Origin of the sequence: Bacillus sp. FSL R9-9410 (assembly GCF_038050385.1) — a bacterium.
Classification (GTDB): Bacteria; Bacillota; Bacilli; order Bacillales; family Bacillaceae_G; genus Bacillus_A; species Bacillus_A cereus_U.
Map to the genome: position 1 here is coordinate 3,511,676 of NZ_JBBOTV010000001.1, position 17,537 is coordinate 3,529,212.

Genomic DNA, 17,537 nt, shown 5'->3' on the forward strand with positions numbered 1-17,537 from the left:
CACTCCTTTTTTTCTCTCAGTCCTTATTTACCCCAACGAAGAGCTACTGCTCCCCATGTTAACCCGCCGCCAAAACCGACTAGTATAATTAAATCACCATCTTGAATACGTCCATTTTGCAATTCCTCTACCATTGCAATTGGAATTGAAGAAGCCGATGTATTACCGAACTTTTCAATTGTCATACTCATTTTTTCTTTCGGTAAATTTAATCTTTCTCTTGCAGATTCCATAATACGAATATTCGCTTGATGTGGTACTAAGAAGTCCACATCCTCTTTCGTAAGTCCCGCTTTTTCTAACACGCGAAGACAGGAATCACCAAGTTGGCGAACAGCAAATTTAAAGACTTCTCTGCCGTTCATCATAACATACTCGTCTTGATAAAGATGCTTACCGCCACTTCCGTCCGCTCCTAATTCAAAGGAAAGTACACCTTTTCCTTCTGAAACAGCTCCCATTACCACAGCACCTGCTCCGTCCCCAAATAGTACTGCTGTATTTCGGTCATTCCAGTCTACAATTTTAGATAATTTGTCACTACCAACTACTAATACATTTTTATAAGTTCCTGTTTGAATAAATTGCTGCGCTGTAATCATTCCGTACATAAAGCCAGCACACGCTGCACTTAAATCCATCGCGGCTGCGTGTTTTGCGCCAATTGCTTCTTGGATTACACAGGCTACTGCTGGGAATGCGCGATCTGGCGTTACTGTTGCCACTAAAATAAGATCGATATCCTCTCCGCTAATCCCTGCATCTTCAAGTGCTTTTTTAGAAGCCTCTACCGCCATATATGAAGTATCTATTGTATCATCGGCAATGCGTCTTTCTGCAATTCCCGTTCTCGTACGAATCCATTCATCAGATGTATCTACGATTTTCTCTAAATCGTGATTTGTGACTACTTTTTCTGGCACATATCTTCCGACCCCTAAAATGCCCACGTTCACATCGCAGCCCTCCATTTTATATCAATTATTATGACTTGGTACTAATTTTAAAACATAAATGTACTTTTGTCTAGAATATATTTCAACTAAAAAAATAAGACAGCGTATTACTAACTTTATTTTTCATTAAAAGAAACAGAAAAATTCCTGTCCTTTCAAAATACAAATTATTCCATACACTTACCCTTACTCCGCTCGAAATAAAAAAAGGCCCCAACCGCTTCTATCCACAGTTCGAGCCTCTCTCTCATCAAAAAAGAAGGTTTTGTTTTTCAGTTTTATTCTTTATCCGCTTTCCTTCAAAACCAAGGCGTTCTCCTCATAACCTTTCCCTTTAACCTCATCATCCCTCTGGTCTTACCTTCGCTCGAGACTAAAAAAGGCCCCAACCGCTTCTATCCACGGCTCGAGCCTCTCTCCCCTCAAAAAAGAAGATTTTGTTTTTCAGTTTTATTCTTTATCCGCTTTCCCAAGCTCATATGCTTCGCCCATTACTTTCATCAATAGCTCTAACACCGGCTGTGCTTTCTCCATATCAAGCGCAATTCCATTAGAATCTAAAATTGCCTTAGCTTCTGGTAAATGCTTCATTGCGATTTGTAAAAATTGCATACTTTTTTCGTTCATGTAATCTCTTCCTCTCCATTAAAGCTTTCATTCCATTATCCATACAATAGTTTAACACGTGCGCTACCCTTCGTATAACTCTTTATATTTTTTCATATGTGCCAATTGTTTATTTAAACCGAATTCTACAGGTGTATTTTTTTGAATAGAAATAACATCTACAGCTTCATCTCTTACTTCCATATTTTTGTTATTTACTTTATCATCTGCATGTAAAAGACTCATACCTTTTTCCCATAACTCTTCTTTTCCACTAAGTAAATTATATATACCGAGGTGTTTTACATTCATTCCATTTTCCCATAAATATTCACATACATCTTCAATGTAAAGTAAATCGCTTCCTTTTTCTCCATTTATACAACGGCACTCTTTGTCATCAAGTTCTGATAAAATAAGCTGATGATACATCATAAACGACGGTTGCCACGGCCCATATAATGTAGGAACTCGATATGCACTATATTGTAATTCACCTTTTTTCAACCCTTCTTCCACCTTCGAAAATAGACGTTTGTTTTCGGATTCTTCAGTGCTTCCTATTTCAATAGAAGAAATTAGATTTAACTTTACTTTATTTTTTTCACACATCCTTACGATCCGTTTTAAATATTGTAATATGACCCTTTCATTCCGAAATCCACTTTGCTGATTCGGCTCATACAAGCAAAAATAAACTGTATCGAAACTTTCTTCCTCTACCGATCGCCATCCGTCTTCATCCCTTATAGAATAGTACGTAAATAACGCATTTCGCCCAATCAACAATAATTTCTCTTCATTAATTTTTGTCATACTATCAAATTCATCAAAATCAAGACCATATACTTCTACTTCTTCTGCAATCATTTTATTCACAAGGTGATAACCTACAAACGTAAGTGCACCTATAATCAGCACGCGTTTCATACCACCAACCCTTTCCCCTTGAAACAAATAGCTCCTCATTTATGTATATGGGAGCTTCACAATTCTTCTTCATATTTTTTAAAGAAATCAGTCGTTTGTCTAACCATTTTATATTTCACATCTTGCAGATGGAATAAAACAGAAGTATCGCATTGATTGAATTGCCTCATTTTCTCGTATTTACGTAACAATTGTTTTCTTCCTCTTTTTTCCTGTGTTGAGACAAAAATTTTAACAGGTACACAAGACGGAAGAAGTGCAAATGATTTCTTATTTATTTTTGATTCTAATTCTTCTTCTTTGGAATCATACGCCACACTTAATTCCTTCACTAATCTTTTGTAAAAAAACTTATGCTCTTTCTCAAACTCCACATATTCTGGTAAATCTAAACACGGATTTAACATAACGACAGAACGTATACATTCAGGGTATTTGTTCATCATCTCCAGTGCTACAAGCGCTCCCATACCATCTGCCATAATGTGCATTTTCGCATTCAATGTCTCTTTTCTTAGAACGACATCATACAAACGTTTTGCTAAACGAACAGCTCGGTCGTTCCCCCAATGCCTTCCGTATAAGTTAGATGAAAAGACCGTATAGCCTTTTTCAATAAGGCCCTGTAAAAAATAAGCTCTTCCTGCATGCTGTGTCCATAAACTTGTACCATTCTCAATAAAATAGTTATAATCTCCTAGGAGCATAACAGAAAATCCATTTGGCTTTTCCGGTAAATAAATTACACATGGTTCTTTTTCTAAATAAAAAAAACGTTCCGTAATACTCATTTTTCCCCCGCCTTATTTTCTAAACGTATAAAAGTACTCTTTTATAATGTATGAACAGAATGCAAATTTGCGTTGAAAAATCTACAAATATTTTTCTATATTCTTTTTTCAATTGTGTTACAATAAGGACAGATTGAACGAATAGAGGTGTAAAATATGCGTTTCATTTGGGCATTAATTTGGTCGTTCGCGCTTGTACATATGATGAGCTACGTAATCGGCTCTATGACTGGCGGTACATACGATTTTAACCAAGCGTCTATTTTCTCAGTTGTTCTTGCGGTATTAGTATTAGCGATTGCAGCTGCGATTCCAAACGAGCCAGTAGAACAACACTAAAAAGAGTCCGGATTTTATCCGAACTCTTTTTTTACTTTACATGAACGACTAATTCGTTATTTTCAACATCGACCACTACGTGACTATTGTCCGTAATCGTTCCTGCAATTAATTCTCTCGCTAATTTCGTTTCAACTTGACGCTGTACGTATCGTTTTAACGGACGAGCTCCGTACAGTGGATCGAATCCAGCTTCTACAACAAATTCTTTTGCAGATTCCGTCAATTCTAATGATATGTGGCGATCTGCTAAACGCCCTTGTAATTCTTGTACAATCTTATCAACAATACCTTTAATTTCGTTCCTTGTAAGAGGTTTGAATAAAATAATTTCATCGACACGGTTTAAGAATTCTGGTCGGAAATGTCCTCTTAATTGTCCCATTACAAGTTCTCTTGATTCCTCTTTAATAGAACCATCTTCTTCTAGCCCTTCTAATAAGTGAGCAGATCCAATATTTGAAGTCATAATAATAACCGTATTTTTAAAGTCTACTGTACGTCCTTGTGAATCTGTAATGCGTCCATCGTCTAACATTTGTAATAAAATGTTGAATACTTCTGGATGTGCTTTTTCGATTTCATCTAACAAAATAACAGAATATGGTTTACGTCTTACTGCTTCTGTTAATTGTCCGCCTTCTTCATATCCAACATATCCAGGAGGCGCACCAATTAAGCGTGACACTGCATGTTTCTCCATATACTCAGACATATCGATACGAATCATTTGCTCTTCACTGTCAAATAACGTTTGCGCTAACGTTTTTGCAAGCTCAGTTTTACCAACACCTGTAGGGCCTAAGAAAATGAATGAACCAATTGGACGATTCGGATCTTTAATGCCAGCGCGAGCACGAAGAACTGCGTCTGATACAAGGCTTACCGCTTCCTCTTGACCGATAACACGCTCTGATAAAATTTGTTCAAGACGTAATAATTTCTCCCGTTCACCTTCAACGAGTTTTGCGACAGGAATACCAGTCCACCTTGAAACAATGTCTGCAATTTCTTCTTCACTTACTTCCTCGCGTAATAAACGATTCTCTTGTTTATTATGTGCACCCATCTCTTCCGCTTCTTTTAACTCTTTTTCGATAGCTGGAATTTTCCCGTGGCGAAGCTCAGCTGCTTTATTTAAATCGTAATTTCCTTCTGCTTCTTCTAACTCACGGCGCAAGCGCTCTAAATGTTCACGTAAGTCACGCACTTTATGAATGTCTTCTTTTTCTTTCTCCCATTTCGCTCTCATACTACTTGCAACTTCTTTTAAATCCGATAATTCACGTTGCAATGTTTTTAGGCGCTCTTGACTACCTAAGTCCTTTTCTTTCCCAAGAGCAGCTTCTTCAATTTCCAGCTGCATAATGCGGCGCGTTACTTCATCTAATTCTGTTGGCATAGAATCAATTTCTGTTCGAATTGTTGCACAAGCTTCATCAACAAGATCAATTGCTTTATCAGGCAAGAAACGATCTGAAATATATCGATCTGATAAAACAGATGCCGCTACAATCGCGCGGTCATGAATATTTACACCGTGATAAATTTCAAAACGCTCTTTTAAACCACGTAAAATGGAAATTGTATCCTCAACAGTTGGCTCTTCTGCTAATACTTGTTGGAAACGTCTTTCTAACGCTGGATCTTTCTCAATATATTTACGGTATTCATCTAGCGTTGTTGCCCCGATACAATGCAGTTCACCACGTGCTAGCATTGGTTTTAACATATTTCCTGCATCCATCGCTCCTTCTGTTTTACCAGCGCCGACGATTGTATGAAGTTCATCAATGAATAATAAAATGCGGCCTTCACTCTTTTTAATTTCATTTAATACAGCTTGCAGACGCTCTTCAAACTCACCGCGGAATTTTGCTCCGGCCACAAGTGCACTCATATCTAAAGCGAAAATTGTTCTATCTTTTAATCCTTCTGGGACATCTTTTTTCACAATACGCTGTGCTAATCCTTCAACAATTGCTGTTTTACCAACACCTGGTTCCCCGATTAAAACGGGGTTATTTTTCGTTTTACGTGAAAGAATACGGATCACGCGGCGAATTTCACTATCTCTACCAATTACAGGATCAATTTTCCCCGCTCTTACTTCCGCCACTAAATCACGACCATATTTTTCTAACGCTTCATAAGTTGCTTCTGGATTTTGACTAGTCACTCTTTGATTCCCCCGAACTGTCATTAAAGACTGTAATAAGTTATCTTTCGTAATATGAAATTTTGTGAATACTTGATTTATATCGCCTTTTTCTTCAGAAAAAGCAAGTAATACATGTTCGACTGAAATGTAGTCATCTTGCAATTTCTCCGCTTCTTTTCCCGCTCTTACAAGCAGTTGTTGCAAAGCACCTGTTACATATAATTTCCCTGCCTCTGCCCCGCTTCCAGTTACAGAAGGCTTTTTCTTAATTAAACTTTCTACACCTTGTTTTAACGCTTCTATATCGACATTCATTTTTTGAAAAATACGTACTGTTAATCCGTCTTGCTGCTCTAATAACGTAAGCAATAGATGAACAGTATCTACTTCTTGATGATGATGAGATACCGCTAAAGATTGAGCACTCATAATCGCTTCCTGTGTTTTCGTTGTCATTTGATTTAAGTCCATCTTTACAGCCCTCCAAATGTTTGACTTTCTTTGACCTTTGATTTGATTATACGCCAACTGACTTTTTTATACAATGATTTTGCTTATGTAGCTCAAACTTATTATTGGAAAAAGAAAAAAGTAACATTCATTTTCCTAATCAAAAAAGCCGCAATAACGATTGCGGCTTCTGTTACGGTTTTCTTTTATATGTCCACTGACGGTTATGATTTGCGTTCTCCGGAAACCTTTCCCCGGCAGTTAATTTCACCATTTGTGGATCTTTCACCATACTTCCCGTTTCACCAATTTCTACGTAAATGCCATCATTTGGCGCCTTTTGCCCTGAACGAAACCTGCGATTTTGTCCCATTTTCATTCTCCTTCCATGACGTCTTGCCTCATTAGTATATCCATTTTAAAAGAAAGCTTTTCTGTCATGTTTAGGAAACAGTACTACCGTTTATCCATGTACATATATATAATTACACAACCTTAAGCAGGAATTATTGGTATATTTGTTGAAAAAAAGAAACCAACCTAAGTTTAGGCCAGTTCCAAAGGAGAGTCAAACATATACGAGAAGATTACATGTTCATTATAAGTCGCATCATTCAAACAATGTAACCCTTTTCACAAATTGTACATAATGAAAGAAACATTGTTTGAACTTTCTAAAAAGATATTGACTTTCTCCTGATTTCCAATGAGAAATAGTAGACACCACAGCGCTTCGCGACGTAAGATGAATATATAGTGAAACTTTCATCTACAGTAGTTTCACCCAGTCTAACCTCTTATTTCTGCATATTAAAAACGGAAATACAGATAGAATCAAAAAAAATATTATAAGAGGTGAAATTATGAACAAACAACATTTAATCGCATTAGACTTAGACGGAACTTTATTAACAGACAACAAAATAATTTCTCCAAGAACGAAAAACACAATTGCAAAAGCAAAAGAACAAGGACATATTGTTGTTATTTCAACAGGGCGTCCATTCCGCGCTAGTTACGATTATTATAAAGAGCTTAGCCTTAACACACCAATCGTAAACTTTAATGGAGCTTACGTGCATCACCCTCTTGATTCAAGTTGGGGAACACATCACTCTCCTCTTGAACTTTCAACAGCGCAAGAAATCGTCCGAGCTTGCTTTGATTTCGGCGTGAAAAATGTCTATGCTGAAGTCATCGATGATGTGTATGTCCGTGAAATTGATGAAGATAAAAAACATATTTTTGAATTCGGTTCTCCAAAGATTTTCACAGGAGATTTATTAAATACTTTAAACGACCATCCAACTTGCTTATTAATCGATGCACATGACGAGCACTCTGCTGCAATTCGCCAACATTTAACAGATATGCATGCTGAAGTCATCGACCATAGAAAATGGGGTGCGCCTTGGCCAATTATTGAAATTGTAAAAAGCGGATTAAATAAAGCTGTCGGATTACAAAAAATTTCAGGACATTATAATATTCCTAAAGAGCGAATTATTGCTTTTGGTGATGAGGATAACGACTTTGAAATGATCGAATTTGCTGGTCATGGAATCGCAATGGGTAATGCAATTCCTGAATTAAAATCACTCGCAAATCATACGACATTAACGAATGAAGAAGATGGTATCGCTCTATATTTAGAAGAGGTTCTTGGATTGTAATCTAAAAATTCCCTGCTTATAGTTTCTCGCCAAACGCTCATACTATTATTAGACGCAAAAGTCAGCGCGTCAATTGTTTTCAGCTAAATAAAGGGGGTTTTTCGAATGGGTAAAAAGAACAAATCAAAACGTTTTATCCAGCAAGGAGCCGATGCTGTTATGAAGCATGATGCAAGATTCCCGTACAGAGGTACATTAGCTGAGGCAGAAAAAGCGAGAAGTAACTCTTCGTTTGGAGGGGTTTAATGGGAAACTTACTATTCCAACAAGCTAGAGACGCTGTTTCAAGTGCCGTTTCTTGTTCAAGTGGCGCTGAACAACAGGAACTCGTTTATAGGGCAAAAAACTCTTTGCACTCTGCTTATGCAAACTCTTCAACTGCTGAAAAAGTTCAGCTACGTGAAATGCAGGAGCAATTGCAAAACATTACGAATTCGCATTAAAAAAGAGGACCAGCTTTGGTCCTCTTTAATCTTTTCGAAATAACCCAAACACTCCGACCGTTTGCAGTATATTTGTAAATGCACCTGGGTCCACTTGTTTAATAATCCTCTCTAATTCGTACAACTCGTAACGAGTAATAACAATCATTAACATTTCTTTATTTTCATTTGTATAAGCACCTGTTGCTGGTATAGTTGTAATCCCTCTCACTAAGCGAGAGTAAATCGCTTTTCGCACATCTGCCCCGTTCTTTGTAACAATTAATGCCGTAATCTTCACATGACGGGTATGAATCGCATCAATAATTCTCGTTGATATATACAAAGTGACTAAAGTATATAATGCTTTTTCCCATCCATACACATAGCCAGCAGCGATAATGATAAGTGCATTAAAGAAGAAAAAATACGTGCCGACAGGCTTATCTTTTATCTTTGATAAAATCATAGCGATAATATCTAGGCCACCTGTAGAAGTACCCCACTTTAAAGCAACTCCTACCCCAATCGCTGAAATAATACCACCAAAAATCGCATTCAATATGATATCGTCCGAAACCGCTCTAACTGGGATAATTTCTAAAAACAAAGTCATAAATATAACGCAAAGAAAACTAAAAAACGTAAAAGCCTTTCCAACCTTTTTCCATGCTAAAATAACGACGGGAATATTAAATAAACTAAACAATACACCCGTAGATATATGAATGGATAAAAAGTCACCTAATACTTGCGATAATAATTGAGACAATCCAGCAAAGCCACTCGCATATACTTTCGCTGGTGTTAAAAATAAATTCATTCCAATTGCATTTAATAAACCTGCAATAATTACAACGATTAGCTTCTTAATAAGTTCAGTATAATTCAGCTTCAAATCCATTTCTAATCCACCTTTAGTATTCATGAATGCACCGCTATACATAGTCTTTACGAAAAAGGAAATGATAAACATACAACGTTTAGAAATGGAGTTGATACATATGCCACATACGAGCGATAACGACAAAAAAGCACGCGATAATAATGCAAAGCGCACTCAAAAAAATGAACAAGAGCAAAAAAATATTCAGCAAGGAAAACGTGCATATTCTAAGAAAACCGATCACCTTTGATTACATCGTACATCAACGTTAATGTTGATGTACTTTTTTTACATTTTACAGGGAAAAAACATTAAAAATTCACTTCATGTTCACTTCTATATTCTACAATAGCGATAACATATTCAGATGAGGTGTTAGCATGAAAGGAAAAATCACATTCATTATCACTGCACTAATAAGTATATTAATGCTATCTGCTTGCGGACAAAAAAATGACTCGGCCACAATCGCTACAACAACAAACTCAACCATTACGAAGAGCGATTTCGAAAAACAATTGAAAGATCGATACGGAAAAGACACGCTATACGAAATGGTAGCACAAGATGTTATTACTAAAAAATATAAAGTATCTGATGATGCAGTAGATAAAGAAGTAGAAAAGGCAAAAGATCAATATGGAGAACAATTCAAAGCAACACTAGAAAATAATCGTTTAAAAGATGAAGAAGATTTCAAAAACCAAATTAAATTCAAACTTTCGTTGAATGAAGCGATTAAACAAAGCGTTACAGAAAAAGATGTGAAAGACCACTATAAACCAGAAATTAAAGCTAGCCATATTTTAGTAAGTGACGAAAATGAAGCGAAAGAAATAAAGAAGAAATTAGATACCGGCACTTCATTTGAAGAATTAGCGAAACAAGAGTCTCAAGATATATTATCAAAAGATAATGGCGGAGACCTCGGATACTTCGGGGCAGGCAAAATGACACCTGAATTTGAAAAAGCTGCCTACAAATTAAAGGTTGGACAAATTAGCAATCCCGTTAAATCACCAAACGGCTATCACATTATTAAACTAACTGATAAAAAAGATTTAGAACCTTACGATAAAGTGAAAGACTCTATACGTAAAGACTTAGAAGAAGAACGTATTGCCGACCCTTCCTTCGGTCAAAAATTATTACAAGATGAATTAAAAAAGGCGAATATTAAAATAAACGATAGTGATTTGAAAGATACATTTTCTCATCTTTTTGGGAAAGGGAACTAAAAAAAGCACGATCTTATTTTTTCAAATAAGGTCGTGCTTTTTATTCTTTCATTAATACTTTCAGCTTTTTCTTCAGACTTTTATAATGCCAATTGATGTGATCTAGCTCTATCTCTACTTCAATTAATATGTCTATTAAGTCATCTTTATTTTGCTGAAAATTCACCATACTCTCAAGCAACTTTTCAAACTTTTGACTACTCTCATATATATCATTTAAATCCGTCGCTAATATTTCACGTTCTTTTTCGGAGGATAATATGGAAAGACGGTTTATTAATTGTTCCAGTACATTATCTTGCACTTCCGTACCTCCGTTTCAATATCTCATCTATTCTTTCTTAATCTCTTGTAACTAAAAGCATACAAAATTCAACTGAAGCTATTAGGGGCACCATACCCAAAAAAGAAAACTGTACATTTAGACATACAATTGACGCATTTCAATTTATTCCCTGTACGTTAAGGAATTAGTTTGTATATTTGTGGAGATATACGAGACAGGTGTGAATTTAGGGGAATCCAATATTTTCTATTCAAATATGATAGAATGGAAATATATCCAAAAGGAGGAACAACAAATGAACTCAAACACAAAACAGTTTATTTATGATATCCAGCAAAGAAAGAACAATTATATGGAAAATGTATTAATAGCAATACAACACCCTAAAAAAGAGCAATCTGAACAGGTCATTCAAAATATAGTAGAGAAGATGGATATGATGATTAGTTTAGTTACTACTTATATGAGGATTGAATTAGGATCTACGGAAGAATTAGAAGCACTTCAGGAAGAAATCATTCATGCTCAAGCATATATTCAAAAACGAAAATTTGAAGAAACACAGAGATAAAACCCTGTATTTTTATTTGGGCGTCTATGACGCCAATCTGTTATAAATCAAACTAGATGTAATTTGATCATTGTTTTGGCATAATCCATACAATTTGTTGAATACGTACAATATGCGGCACCTTATCTTCAATGAGCAAATGATCTGGTTTCACATTCTTTAACTTTCCTCTTACATTACCTCTTACAGTTTCAATAACCACATGTTTACCAATTACCGATTGTAATGTCTGATATACGTAGGGATTAGGTACACTTACCATATTTTGTTCACTAAAGTCATTTGCCTCTAAATAACTCATTCTATAGGACTCCTTTCTAACTTACATTTTTTCTCTTACTATATGATATAAATCTTATAACTATGCTAGAAGGATAATTCATTATAGGAACGAAAATAATATTTTAATAAGGTGCATTTTCTATTCCTAAATTGCTAAAAAATTATTTATATAAGGTTACTTTGACTAGTTAATAGGTGATTATATAGGGATATTTTGAATGTACATCCAGGCTGTTCCTTTCAAGATATGTATCATTTTAAATACGCCCTTTATTAAAATAGTGCTCATACATTTTTTGAGATTCTTTAGTAATACGTGCGTTAAGTAAAATTGCTAACAATAAAAACACTCCATATTTTCCCCCTGTAGCTCCTATGATAATCACACTACTACAAACAAGCACAATTAATAGGATAAACGAAACTAAATAAATACAGTCATAATTCTTTGACATTTTCTCGTATTTTATGCGTTCTTTCCTTGCATCCATCTAAATTATCCATTTCACTATAAAATAAATCCCTACCTTAAAAAGAAAAATCTATCCATTTAAATAATTAGTTTGTTTTTTTAGCAACTAATGTATATAACATGAAAAGAAATCCTACCAATATTAAGCTTTCCACTATGATAATCCCGACCCTCTCCTTCCTTTTAACCCCCAACACATCAGATGAAAATTATGTATATCCCATATTAACTGCAGCAAACAAAAAGGATCTTCCCTTCTCGTAAAGGCTGATCCTTTTCTTCGTTCATTCAACTATTTCTAGCTATTCTTGATTAATTAGAATAACAGCTGGTCCATCTACACGAATTCCACCAACTTCGATTTTTTCATAAGGCTCAACTGTAATAGAAATGATTCCTTCTCGCTTCTTTAATTCATTACTTAATTCTTTTGTTAACATTTTTTTCATGTGTGCACTCCTTCTTACTACTTAATTTATTATTGTTATGTAAATGAAATTAAAAATGGTTTCCTGGTCTGGAAACCATTTTTTGTAGTTGACCATATGGTGTTACCAGTTTGCTTATCAATTTTACGTAAAGAAGATAAACAATTACTATTCACTGTATCAGTAGATGTAAGAAATTCTTAAAGATAGCGGTGAGATTGATTGTTTTTTCTTCTAGAAATAATGACTTAGATAGTATATTACCTAAAACAATGAAAGCCCTACCTCTCTTTCATCCTTACGGCTCCTTGTCCGTGCCAGTGTGAATCAGGATTGCAAAAATCAAGTGACTATTTAATCGAGTTATTTGATGCAACTTCGAACGTTCGTAAAAGAAATTTAAAAATAAAAATGGATTAGATTGAAGTAATAACAAAAGAGGTTCCTACTCTAAAAGTGAGTTGAAGAAGTTGAATGTCTTTGAAATGATTTACTTTTAATAATAATCATATTCCCGAAAAATTCAGGATATTTTCGGGGGATGTAATACATTATCTATAATGAATCTTAACAGAAACTTTTTATTTGATTTTCAGTGATTCCTTTAATTAATCCTAGTTCACTAATCAAAAATTCATGTGCGTTATCCAACATTTTTTTTTCGCTTGTATTAAGTGCCTTTTCTTTCTTCATACGCATTAAATCACGTACAACTTCAGCACCTTCTTGTATTTCACCCGTTTTTATTTTGTCCGTGTTCACTTTATACCTTTGTTTCCACGGCAATAATCTATCTGATTCTCCATGCTGAAAAATGTGTATAATGTGTTTTAATGCAAGTATATCAGTAACTGGGCGTATACTCGAACTCAATATTTTACCCATAGGAATCATGACTTGCATATTACTGATTGACATTTTTATAACATAATACCGTTGTTTTTTCCCTGAGAATTCTTTTTCTTCTATGGCTTCAATTATACCTGCTCCGTGCATTGGATAAACAATGTTATCGCCAATTTGAAACATATAATCCACCTCCATATATGGTAACCTTGTTAAGCTTAACATATATGTGATTTTTTATCAAATATTTAATAATATCATGAATTTATTTTTAGTGTCAATACCTTTTTCTTCAAAAATAAAATTTAGTAAAAACAGCACCAAATTTATAGGGAGCGTGTCGGATTTCGAATAAAGGGAAGGGGGATTTTCCCGCGTATATTCTGAAACCTCTACTAATTAACGTAGATCAGTTTTCCCTTGAAAACGACCAAATCGATCCCGTATTTTTTTCAATCTTGTGTGGTACTCCAAAATCTCAATTCTTGCTTTTTCAGCTAGAGGTGCAATTGGTCTTAAATCTTTTAACCCCCAATAATCAACCACTACATCAAGTACTTGATCAAAATATTGTAGTGGTCCATAGTTAGCTTCTTTTGCAATCACGGCCATTCTATTTTCAAAATCAGGCATGACAGCACCTGGCATTTTAAAATTCATAATTACATTGGCAATATGATAGCAATAATTAGGTTCCAATTCCAAATGTGTTCGAATGACGTCTCGATAAAACGCATAATGAAGAGTTTCATCTTTTGCAAGACGGCGTAATAATGTAGCAAGATCTGGATCGTGCTTACTTGCAACCTTAGCTACATTATTGTAAAACACCATCGTTGCAAGTTCTTGTAACGTCGTATACGTCATTGCTTCGATTGGTGTATGAAAATCAGGCTCAAATCCACCCTCAACGACTGACTTTCTTAATTCATGTATTCGTTTAGGGTTCACACTTCGAGTGAGTAGTAAATATGTCTCCAATAAATTCGAATGTTGATCCTCTTCTGAAGTCCAAGTATGAATAAAGTCTGTAATAATAGAAAGGGAACCTTTAAAAGTCGCAGATAAATACGTTGTAAACCATGGTAAATTCACTTCTGTTAATAAAGCTGTTTCGATGGCTGTAATTACACCAGAAGGAAGAGTAACTTGACTTTCATCCCAAGGAACTCTTTTAAAGTCCATTCCCTTATCCCATGGTAAAAACTCATGATAACCCCAGTCTATCTTCTGCGCTCTTATTTTATGTTGTTCATACAGTTCTTTTAAACGTGGTTCTAATCTGAAATCTAAATCATTTGTTAGCATCTATAAGTGCCCCCTTTTCTTATCATAGATAGTCATTCTATTTTTACATTCATTTTTATCCTTAAAAATTTTCTACAAATAAATATTACTTTCCTTTTTTTAAGTCAAACATAACAAATTTGTAACAAAACTCTTTAAGAGCACTATATTTTTATATGATTATTTCATATCAAAAGGGAAACTGTTACATATATTGTCTTTTTTTATAAAAGGGGTTCTGAGGCATACGGTATGTTGCTTAGCCTAAATAAAATAAAAAAAAACGATCCTCAGTAAATAGAGAATAATATTCATGGATGAAGATACTCGTCATGTTGTAAATCTTGGTGATTATAAAAAGGTGCATACCCATAAAGAATCGTTTTATAATAAAGATTGATAAACAATTAATCTTTCATGCGTTTTCGCTACTTTCTAATTTTGTTATTAGCAGCAAAAACTTAAAAGATTAATGGCGTTTTATACACACTAACAATTTATTTAGATATAAGATATTAGATTAAGAACTTGGAAAATATATACAGTTGATGAGATAGCCTTAAACGACAATTCCCAACAAAATCACTGTACATTGGCTATGATGAGTTAGACCGAATTTTTGGAAACAGTATACAATACAAAGGAAAGAGGCGATAAACATGCAGTCAACGGAATCGTATATGAAGGAAAGACAACGTAGAGAAAAAATAGAAATAATATTTAATCACAGGGTAAAAGGAGAGAGTTATTTTCATGGTTCTTCCTATCAATGGAAAAACATTGTATATCAAAATTATAATAAGATACAACAAAAAGAGTTGGAAATTGAACAACTCATTTCGAAAATGGAAAAATCAGGAGTTCGTTTTGCGCAGCACCGCTCGCTCATACACTATCCCATCATTGATTTTGTAAAATATATAGCTAAGATTTATAAGGAAACCCTCGAAATACAATAATCATATTTAAAGGAAACCTTTATAAAATGTTTATTTTCGAAACTTTGTTAACTAAAAGCCCAAAAACTCATTTTAATATTCTTTTTATTCGAAATACTCTTCGTTCTTGTTATAATAAAAACCATAACGTATTCTAGTCGTTTGTATATCTTCAGATTTTGTGAATTTTATTACATCTTATTTACTTTTTATCTACTTTATAATAAAAAAAAGAACCATCTCTTCTCTTAAAAACTTAGAGAAAAAATGGCTCTTTTTCCATTCACTTTACTTCTTAAAGTAAGTCCAGCCTTCTTCTTGGTAAATCTTTTCTTCTTTCATCAGTTTACCAAGTGCACGCTTAAATGCAGCCTTACTCATATTGAAGCGTTCTTTAATGTCTTCTGGGTTGCTCTTATCCCAAAACGGCATCGCTCCGCCTCGTTCTTCCATATATGCATAAAGTACTGCTGCATCATCTTCCATTCCTTCTTCTTTACGAGGAAGAAGTGAAATGTTGATTGTACCGTCATCTTTTACGTCAATGATACGACCTGTTACGCGCTCACCGATGCGGACTTGTTCTTTTCTTTCTGTATGGTGTAAGAAAGCACGGAAATGCTCGTCAGTTAGTATGAATGAACCAACTTGAAGTGAGCGATACACACGTCCATTTACGTTTTTATTACGCATAGATGGCGTTGCATCTACGATAATTTCTTGCATATCACTATCTCTTGCCGGAAGAGCAATTAAACGATCACGATTCGTTAATTTTAACGTACAATATAATTCGTCGCCTTCCTCAGGCCATACTGGCATATAAATTGGAAACTCATCAAGTGGAATTAGTATATCTTTTGATACACCAATATCAACAAACACACCTAAACTAGGAATAACTTCTACAACCTTTACCCAATTCCAGTCATGTGTTGTAATAATTGGTTCCTTCATTGTTGCTGAAATACGATTTTGGTGATCAAGGTATAAGAATACATCAATCGTATCGCCTTCTGCAATTTCTCCAGCTAATTCGTTTTTATGTAGGAAGATTTCTTCCTCTTCGTTTCCAACCATATATCCGATTTCCGTTTCGCGTAAAACAGTTACCTGTTCAATCGATCCTAATTGCAAATACATATTTTTTAATTCCCTTCTATATATATAAAGTTATCTTTTTTATCATTCCAAACAAAAGTTAATTATAACACGATTTTTCCTTTATTTGTCCAACTGCCCAAAATTCACTATAATTAAATAAAGACTTTATCTATAGGACTATATTACCCTACGGATGATCCGTCAAAACACTTAAGTTGCAACACTCTATCTAATCGATGTATTTTCCGCTATACTTTAATATGTATATTACATAGCCTATTTAGGTGCATTAAAAGATAGAAATTTATTTGGAGGTGCTAACTATGGCAAAAGAGAGTTCTTTTGACATCGTTTCGAAAGTAGAATTACCTGAAGTAACAAACGCAATTAACATCGCATTAAAGGAAATCCAAAACCGATATGACTTTAAAGGTAGTAAAAGTGATATTAAATTAGAAAAAGAAGTACTTGTTTTAACTTCTGATGATGAGTTCAAATTAGACCAAGTAAAAGACGTTCTAATTTCTAAACTTGTAAAACGTAACGTTCCAATTAAAAACTTGGACTACGGAAAAGTTGAAACTGCATCTGGTAACACTGTTCGCCAACGTGCAACTCTGCAACAAGGTATCGATAAAGATAACGCGAAAAAAATCAACAACATCATTAAAGAAATGAAATTAAAAGTGAAAACACAAGTTCAAGATGACCAAGTACGCGTAACAGCGAAAAGCCGTGATGACTTACAAGCAGTAATCGCAGCCGTTCGCAGCGTTGACTTGCCAATCGACGTACAATTCATTAACTACCGCTAAAAAGAAAACCTCCTCTATTCAGAGGAGGTTTTCTACTTATTAAGAGCAAAAGAGAG

The 17,537-nt window shown here is 34.7% G+C and carries 23 protein-coding genes; 9 read left to right on the plus strand and 14 right to left on the minus strand.

Going from position 1 to position 17,537, the window contains the following annotated elements; translation table 11 throughout:
* Nucleotides 1–23: 23 nt before the first annotated feature.
* The 4 genes from fabH to MKX77_RS18285 form a co-directional block, all read right to left on the minus strand.
* On the minus strand, nt 24–956 hold the full coding sequence (gene fabH, locus MKX77_RS18270) for a beta-ketoacyl-ACP synthase III (protein WP_215555561.1): 933 nt from the start codon (nt 954–956) through the stop codon (nt 24–26).
* A gap of 450 nt (nt 957–1,406) precedes the next feature.
* Nucleotides 1,407–1,583 carry a ComZ family protein gene (locus MKX77_RS18275; RefSeq protein ID WP_002011319.1) on the minus strand — a complete coding sequence of 59 codons (177 nt, stop codon included), beginning with the start codon at nt 1,581–1,583 and terminating at the stop codon, nt 1,407–1,409.
* A 63-nt stretch (nt 1,584–1,646) separates the two neighbouring features.
* Nucleotides 1,647–2,519 (minus strand): NAD(P)-dependent oxidoreductase, encoded by an 873-nt coding sequence (locus tag MKX77_RS18280; RefSeq protein WP_341307426.1) that lies wholly within the window; start codon nt 2,517–2,519, stop codon nt 1,647–1,649.
* Between the two features lie 29 nt (nt 2,520–2,548).
* Nucleotides 2,549–3,283, minus strand: coding sequence for an alpha/beta hydrolase (locus MKX77_RS18285; RefSeq protein WP_215555559.1), 735 nt, complete (start codon nt 3,281–3,283; stop codon nt 2,549–2,551).
* A 156-nt stretch (nt 3,284–3,439) separates the two neighbouring features.
* Between MKX77_RS18285 and MKX77_RS18290 the strand changes: the two genes are divergently transcribed.
* On the plus strand, nt 3,440–3,622 hold the full coding sequence (locus tag MKX77_RS18290; protein ID WP_001211111.1) for a YjzD family protein: 183 nt from the start codon (nt 3,440–3,442) through the stop codon (nt 3,620–3,622).
* 31 nt (nt 3,623–3,653) lie between these two features.
* Here the strand turns inward: MKX77_RS18290 and clpB are convergent, their stop codons facing one another.
* Together clpB and MKX77_RS18300 are read right to left on the minus strand one after the other, a co-directional pair.
* Nucleotides 3,654–6,254: an ATP-dependent chaperone ClpB gene (gene clpB, locus MKX77_RS18295; protein WP_215555558.1), complete on the minus strand. Its 2,601-nt coding sequence runs from the start codon at nt 6,252–6,254 to the stop codon at nt 3,654–3,656.
* A gap of 172 nt (nt 6,255–6,426) precedes the next feature.
* Nucleotides 6,427–6,606, minus strand: a complete 180-nt coding sequence (locus MKX77_RS18300; protein ID WP_002117000.1) for a YjzC family protein — start codon at nt 6,604–6,606, stop codon at nt 6,427–6,429.
* A 490-nt stretch (nt 6,607–7,096) separates the two neighbouring features.
* On the opposite strand from MKX77_RS18300, the gene MKX77_RS18305 reads away from it, so the two are divergent.
* From MKX77_RS18305 to MKX77_RS18315, 3 genes are all read left to right on the plus strand, one after another.
* Complete coding sequence (locus tag MKX77_RS18305) at nt 7,097–7,906, plus strand: Cof-type HAD-IIB family hydrolase (RefSeq protein ID WP_002201383.1); 810 nt, start codon at nt 7,097–7,099, stop codon at nt 7,904–7,906.
* Nucleotides 7,907–8,011: 105 nt separating this feature from the next.
* The gene (locus MKX77_RS18310; RefSeq protein ID WP_000516816.1) at nt 8,012–8,152 is read left to right on the plus strand and encodes a hypothetical protein; all 141 of its coding nucleotides are present in this window, start codon (nt 8,012–8,014) and stop codon (nt 8,150–8,152) included.
* Nucleotides 8,152–8,349 carry a DUF3813 domain-containing protein gene (locus MKX77_RS18315; RefSeq protein ID WP_002011309.1) on the plus strand — a complete coding sequence of 66 codons (198 nt, stop codon included), beginning with the start codon at nt 8,152–8,154 and terminating at the stop codon, nt 8,347–8,349. The genes MKX77_RS18310 and MKX77_RS18315 overlap by 1 nt, the downstream gene beginning before the upstream one ends.
* A gap of 25 nt (nt 8,350–8,374) precedes the next feature.
* Here the strand turns inward: MKX77_RS18315 and MKX77_RS18320 are convergent, their stop codons facing one another.
* The gene (locus MKX77_RS18320; RefSeq protein WP_341307427.1) at nt 8,375–9,232 is read right to left on the minus strand and encodes a YitT family protein; all 858 of its coding nucleotides are present in this window, start codon (nt 9,230–9,232) and stop codon (nt 8,375–8,377) included.
* Between the two features lie 100 nt (nt 9,233–9,332).
* On the opposite strand from MKX77_RS18320, the gene MKX77_RS18325 reads away from it, so the two are divergent.
* Entirely contained in the window at nt 9,333–9,464 is a 132-nt protein-coding gene (locus tag MKX77_RS18325; protein ID WP_001120851.1) for a DUF3941 domain-containing protein, read from the plus strand.
* 130 nt (nt 9,465–9,594) lie between these two features.
* Entirely contained in the window at nt 9,595–10,452 is an 858-nt protein-coding gene (prsA, locus tag MKX77_RS18330) for a peptidylprolyl isomerase PrsA (RefSeq protein ID WP_341307428.1), read from the plus strand.
* A 40-nt stretch (nt 10,453–10,492) separates the two neighbouring features.
* On the opposite strand, the gene MKX77_RS18335 is transcribed toward prsA, so the two are convergent.
* Nucleotides 10,493–10,756 carry a hypothetical protein gene (locus MKX77_RS18335; RefSeq protein WP_215555555.1) on the minus strand — a complete coding sequence of 88 codons (264 nt, stop codon included), beginning with the start codon at nt 10,754–10,756 and terminating at the stop codon, nt 10,493–10,495.
* 277 nt (nt 10,757–11,033) lie between these two features.
* Between MKX77_RS18335 and MKX77_RS18340 the strand changes: the two genes are divergently transcribed.
* A complete protein-coding gene (locus tag MKX77_RS18340) occupies nt 11,034–11,309 on the plus strand; it encodes a hypothetical protein (protein ID WP_215555554.1) in 276 nt (91 codons plus the stop codon).
* Between the two features lie 67 nt (nt 11,310–11,376).
* On the opposite strand, the gene MKX77_RS18345 is transcribed toward MKX77_RS18340, so the two are convergent.
* From MKX77_RS18345 to MKX77_RS18365, 5 genes are all read right to left on the minus strand, one after another.
* Nucleotides 11,377–11,610, minus strand: coding sequence for a YuzF family protein (locus MKX77_RS18345; protein WP_215555553.1), 234 nt, complete (start codon nt 11,608–11,610; stop codon nt 11,377–11,379).
* Nucleotides 11,611–11,848: 238 nt separating this feature from the next.
* Nucleotides 11,849–12,082, minus strand: a complete 234-nt coding sequence (locus MKX77_RS18350) for a hypothetical protein (RefSeq protein ID WP_215555552.1) — start codon at nt 12,080–12,082, stop codon at nt 11,849–11,851.
* Nucleotides 12,083–12,365: 283 nt separating this feature from the next.
* Nucleotides 12,366–12,512, minus strand: a complete 147-nt coding sequence (locus MKX77_RS18355; RefSeq protein WP_000738547.1) for a BC1881 family protein — start codon at nt 12,510–12,512, stop codon at nt 12,366–12,368.
* Nucleotides 12,513–13,058: 546 nt separating this feature from the next.
* Entirely contained in the window at nt 13,059–13,520 is a 462-nt protein-coding gene (locus tag MKX77_RS18360; protein ID WP_215555551.1) for a CarD family transcriptional regulator, read from the minus strand.
* A gap of 216 nt (nt 13,521–13,736) precedes the next feature.
* Nucleotides 13,737–14,645 carry an acyl-ACP desaturase gene (locus MKX77_RS18365; RefSeq protein WP_215555550.1) on the minus strand — a complete coding sequence of 303 codons (909 nt, stop codon included), beginning with the start codon at nt 14,643–14,645 and terminating at the stop codon, nt 13,737–13,739.
* A 638-nt stretch (nt 14,646–15,283) separates the two neighbouring features.
* Between MKX77_RS18365 and MKX77_RS18370 the strand changes: the two genes are divergently transcribed.
* Entirely contained in the window at nt 15,284–15,583 is a 300-nt protein-coding gene (locus MKX77_RS18370) for a hypothetical protein (RefSeq protein ID WP_016104161.1), read from the plus strand.
* Between the two features lie 267 nt (nt 15,584–15,850).
* On the opposite strand, the gene MKX77_RS18375 is transcribed toward MKX77_RS18370, so the two are convergent.
* A complete protein-coding gene (locus MKX77_RS18375) occupies nt 15,851–16,705 on the minus strand; it encodes a CvfB family protein (RefSeq protein WP_002158901.1) in 855 nt (284 codons plus the stop codon).
* Nucleotides 16,706–16,989: 284 nt separating this feature from the next.
* Here MKX77_RS18375 and MKX77_RS18380 point away from each other — a divergent pair, with 284 nt between their 5' ends.
* Nucleotides 16,990–17,481 carry a YajQ family cyclic di-GMP-binding protein gene (locus MKX77_RS18380; protein WP_002030284.1) on the plus strand — a complete coding sequence of 164 codons (492 nt, stop codon included), beginning with the start codon at nt 16,990–16,992 and terminating at the stop codon, nt 17,479–17,481.
* The last annotated feature ends 56 nt before the right edge of the window (nt 17,482–17,537 follow it).

What these genes read in the sequence shown, in the direction of transcription:
- MKX77_RS18275 (WP_002011319.1), bottom strand. Translation starts at nt 1,583, where the DNA reads ATGAACGAAAAAAGTATGCAATTTTTACAAATCGCAATGAAGCATTTA.
- MKX77_RS18285 (WP_215555559.1), bottom strand. Translation starts at nt 3,283, where the DNA reads ATGAGTATTACGGAACGTTTTTTTTATTTAGAAAAAGAACCATGTGTA.
- MKX77_RS18290 (WP_001211111.1), top strand. Translation starts at nt 3,440, where the DNA reads ATGCGTTTCATTTGGGCATTAATTTGGTCGTTCGCGCTTGTACATATG.
- clpB (WP_215555558.1), bottom strand. Translation starts at nt 6,254, where the DNA reads ATGGACTTAAATCAAATGACAACGAAAACACAGGAAGCGATTATGAGT.
- MKX77_RS18300 (WP_002117000.1), bottom strand. Translation starts at nt 6,606, where the DNA reads ATGGGACAAAATCGCAGGTTTCGTTCAGGGCAAAAGGCGCCAAATGAT.
- MKX77_RS18305 (WP_002201383.1), top strand. Translation starts at nt 7,097, where the DNA reads ATGAACAAACAACATTTAATCGCATTAGACTTAGACGGAACTTTATTA.
- MKX77_RS18310 (WP_000516816.1), top strand. Translation starts at nt 8,012, where the DNA reads ATGGGTAAAAAGAACAAATCAAAACGTTTTATCCAGCAAGGAGCCGAT.
- MKX77_RS18315 (WP_002011309.1), top strand. Translation starts at nt 8,152, where the DNA reads ATGGGAAACTTACTATTCCAACAAGCTAGAGACGCTGTTTCAAGTGCC.
- MKX77_RS18320 (WP_341307427.1), bottom strand. Translation starts at nt 9,232, where the DNA reads ATGGATTTGAAGCTGAATTATACTGAACTTATTAAGAAGCTAATCGTT.
- MKX77_RS18325 (WP_001120851.1), top strand. Translation starts at nt 9,333, where the DNA reads ATGCCACATACGAGCGATAACGACAAAAAAGCACGCGATAATAATGCA.
- prsA (WP_341307428.1), top strand. Translation starts at nt 9,595, where the DNA reads ATGAAAGGAAAAATCACATTCATTATCACTGCACTAATAAGTATATTA.
- MKX77_RS18340 (WP_215555554.1), top strand. Translation starts at nt 11,034, where the DNA reads ATGAACTCAAACACAAAACAGTTTATTTATGATATCCAGCAAAGAAAG.
- MKX77_RS18345 (WP_215555553.1), bottom strand. Translation starts at nt 11,610, where the DNA reads ATGAGTTATTTAGAGGCAAATGACTTTAGTGAACAAAATATGGTAAGT.
- MKX77_RS18350 (WP_215555552.1), bottom strand. Translation starts at nt 12,082, where the DNA reads ATGGATGCAAGGAAAGAACGCATAAAATACGAGAAAATGTCAAAGAAT.
- MKX77_RS18355 (WP_000738547.1), bottom strand. Translation starts at nt 12,512, where the DNA reads ATGAAAAAAATGTTAACAAAAGAATTAAGTAATGAATTAAAGAAGCGA.
- MKX77_RS18360 (WP_215555551.1), bottom strand. Translation starts at nt 13,520, where the DNA reads ATGTTTCAAATTGGCGATAACATTGTTTATCCAATGCACGGAGCAGGT.
- MKX77_RS18365 (WP_215555550.1), bottom strand. Translation starts at nt 14,645, where the DNA reads ATGCTAACAAATGATTTAGATTTCAGATTAGAACCACGTTTAAAAGAA.
- MKX77_RS18370 (WP_016104161.1), top strand. Translation starts at nt 15,284, where the DNA reads ATGCAGTCAACGGAATCGTATATGAAGGAAAGACAACGTAGAGAAAAA.
- MKX77_RS18375 (WP_002158901.1), bottom strand. Translation starts at nt 16,705, where the DNA reads ATGTATTTGCAATTAGGATCGATTGAACAGGTAACTGTTTTACGCGAA.
- MKX77_RS18380 (WP_002030284.1), top strand. Translation starts at nt 16,990, where the DNA reads ATGGCAAAAGAGAGTTCTTTTGACATCGTTTCGAAAGTAGAATTACCT.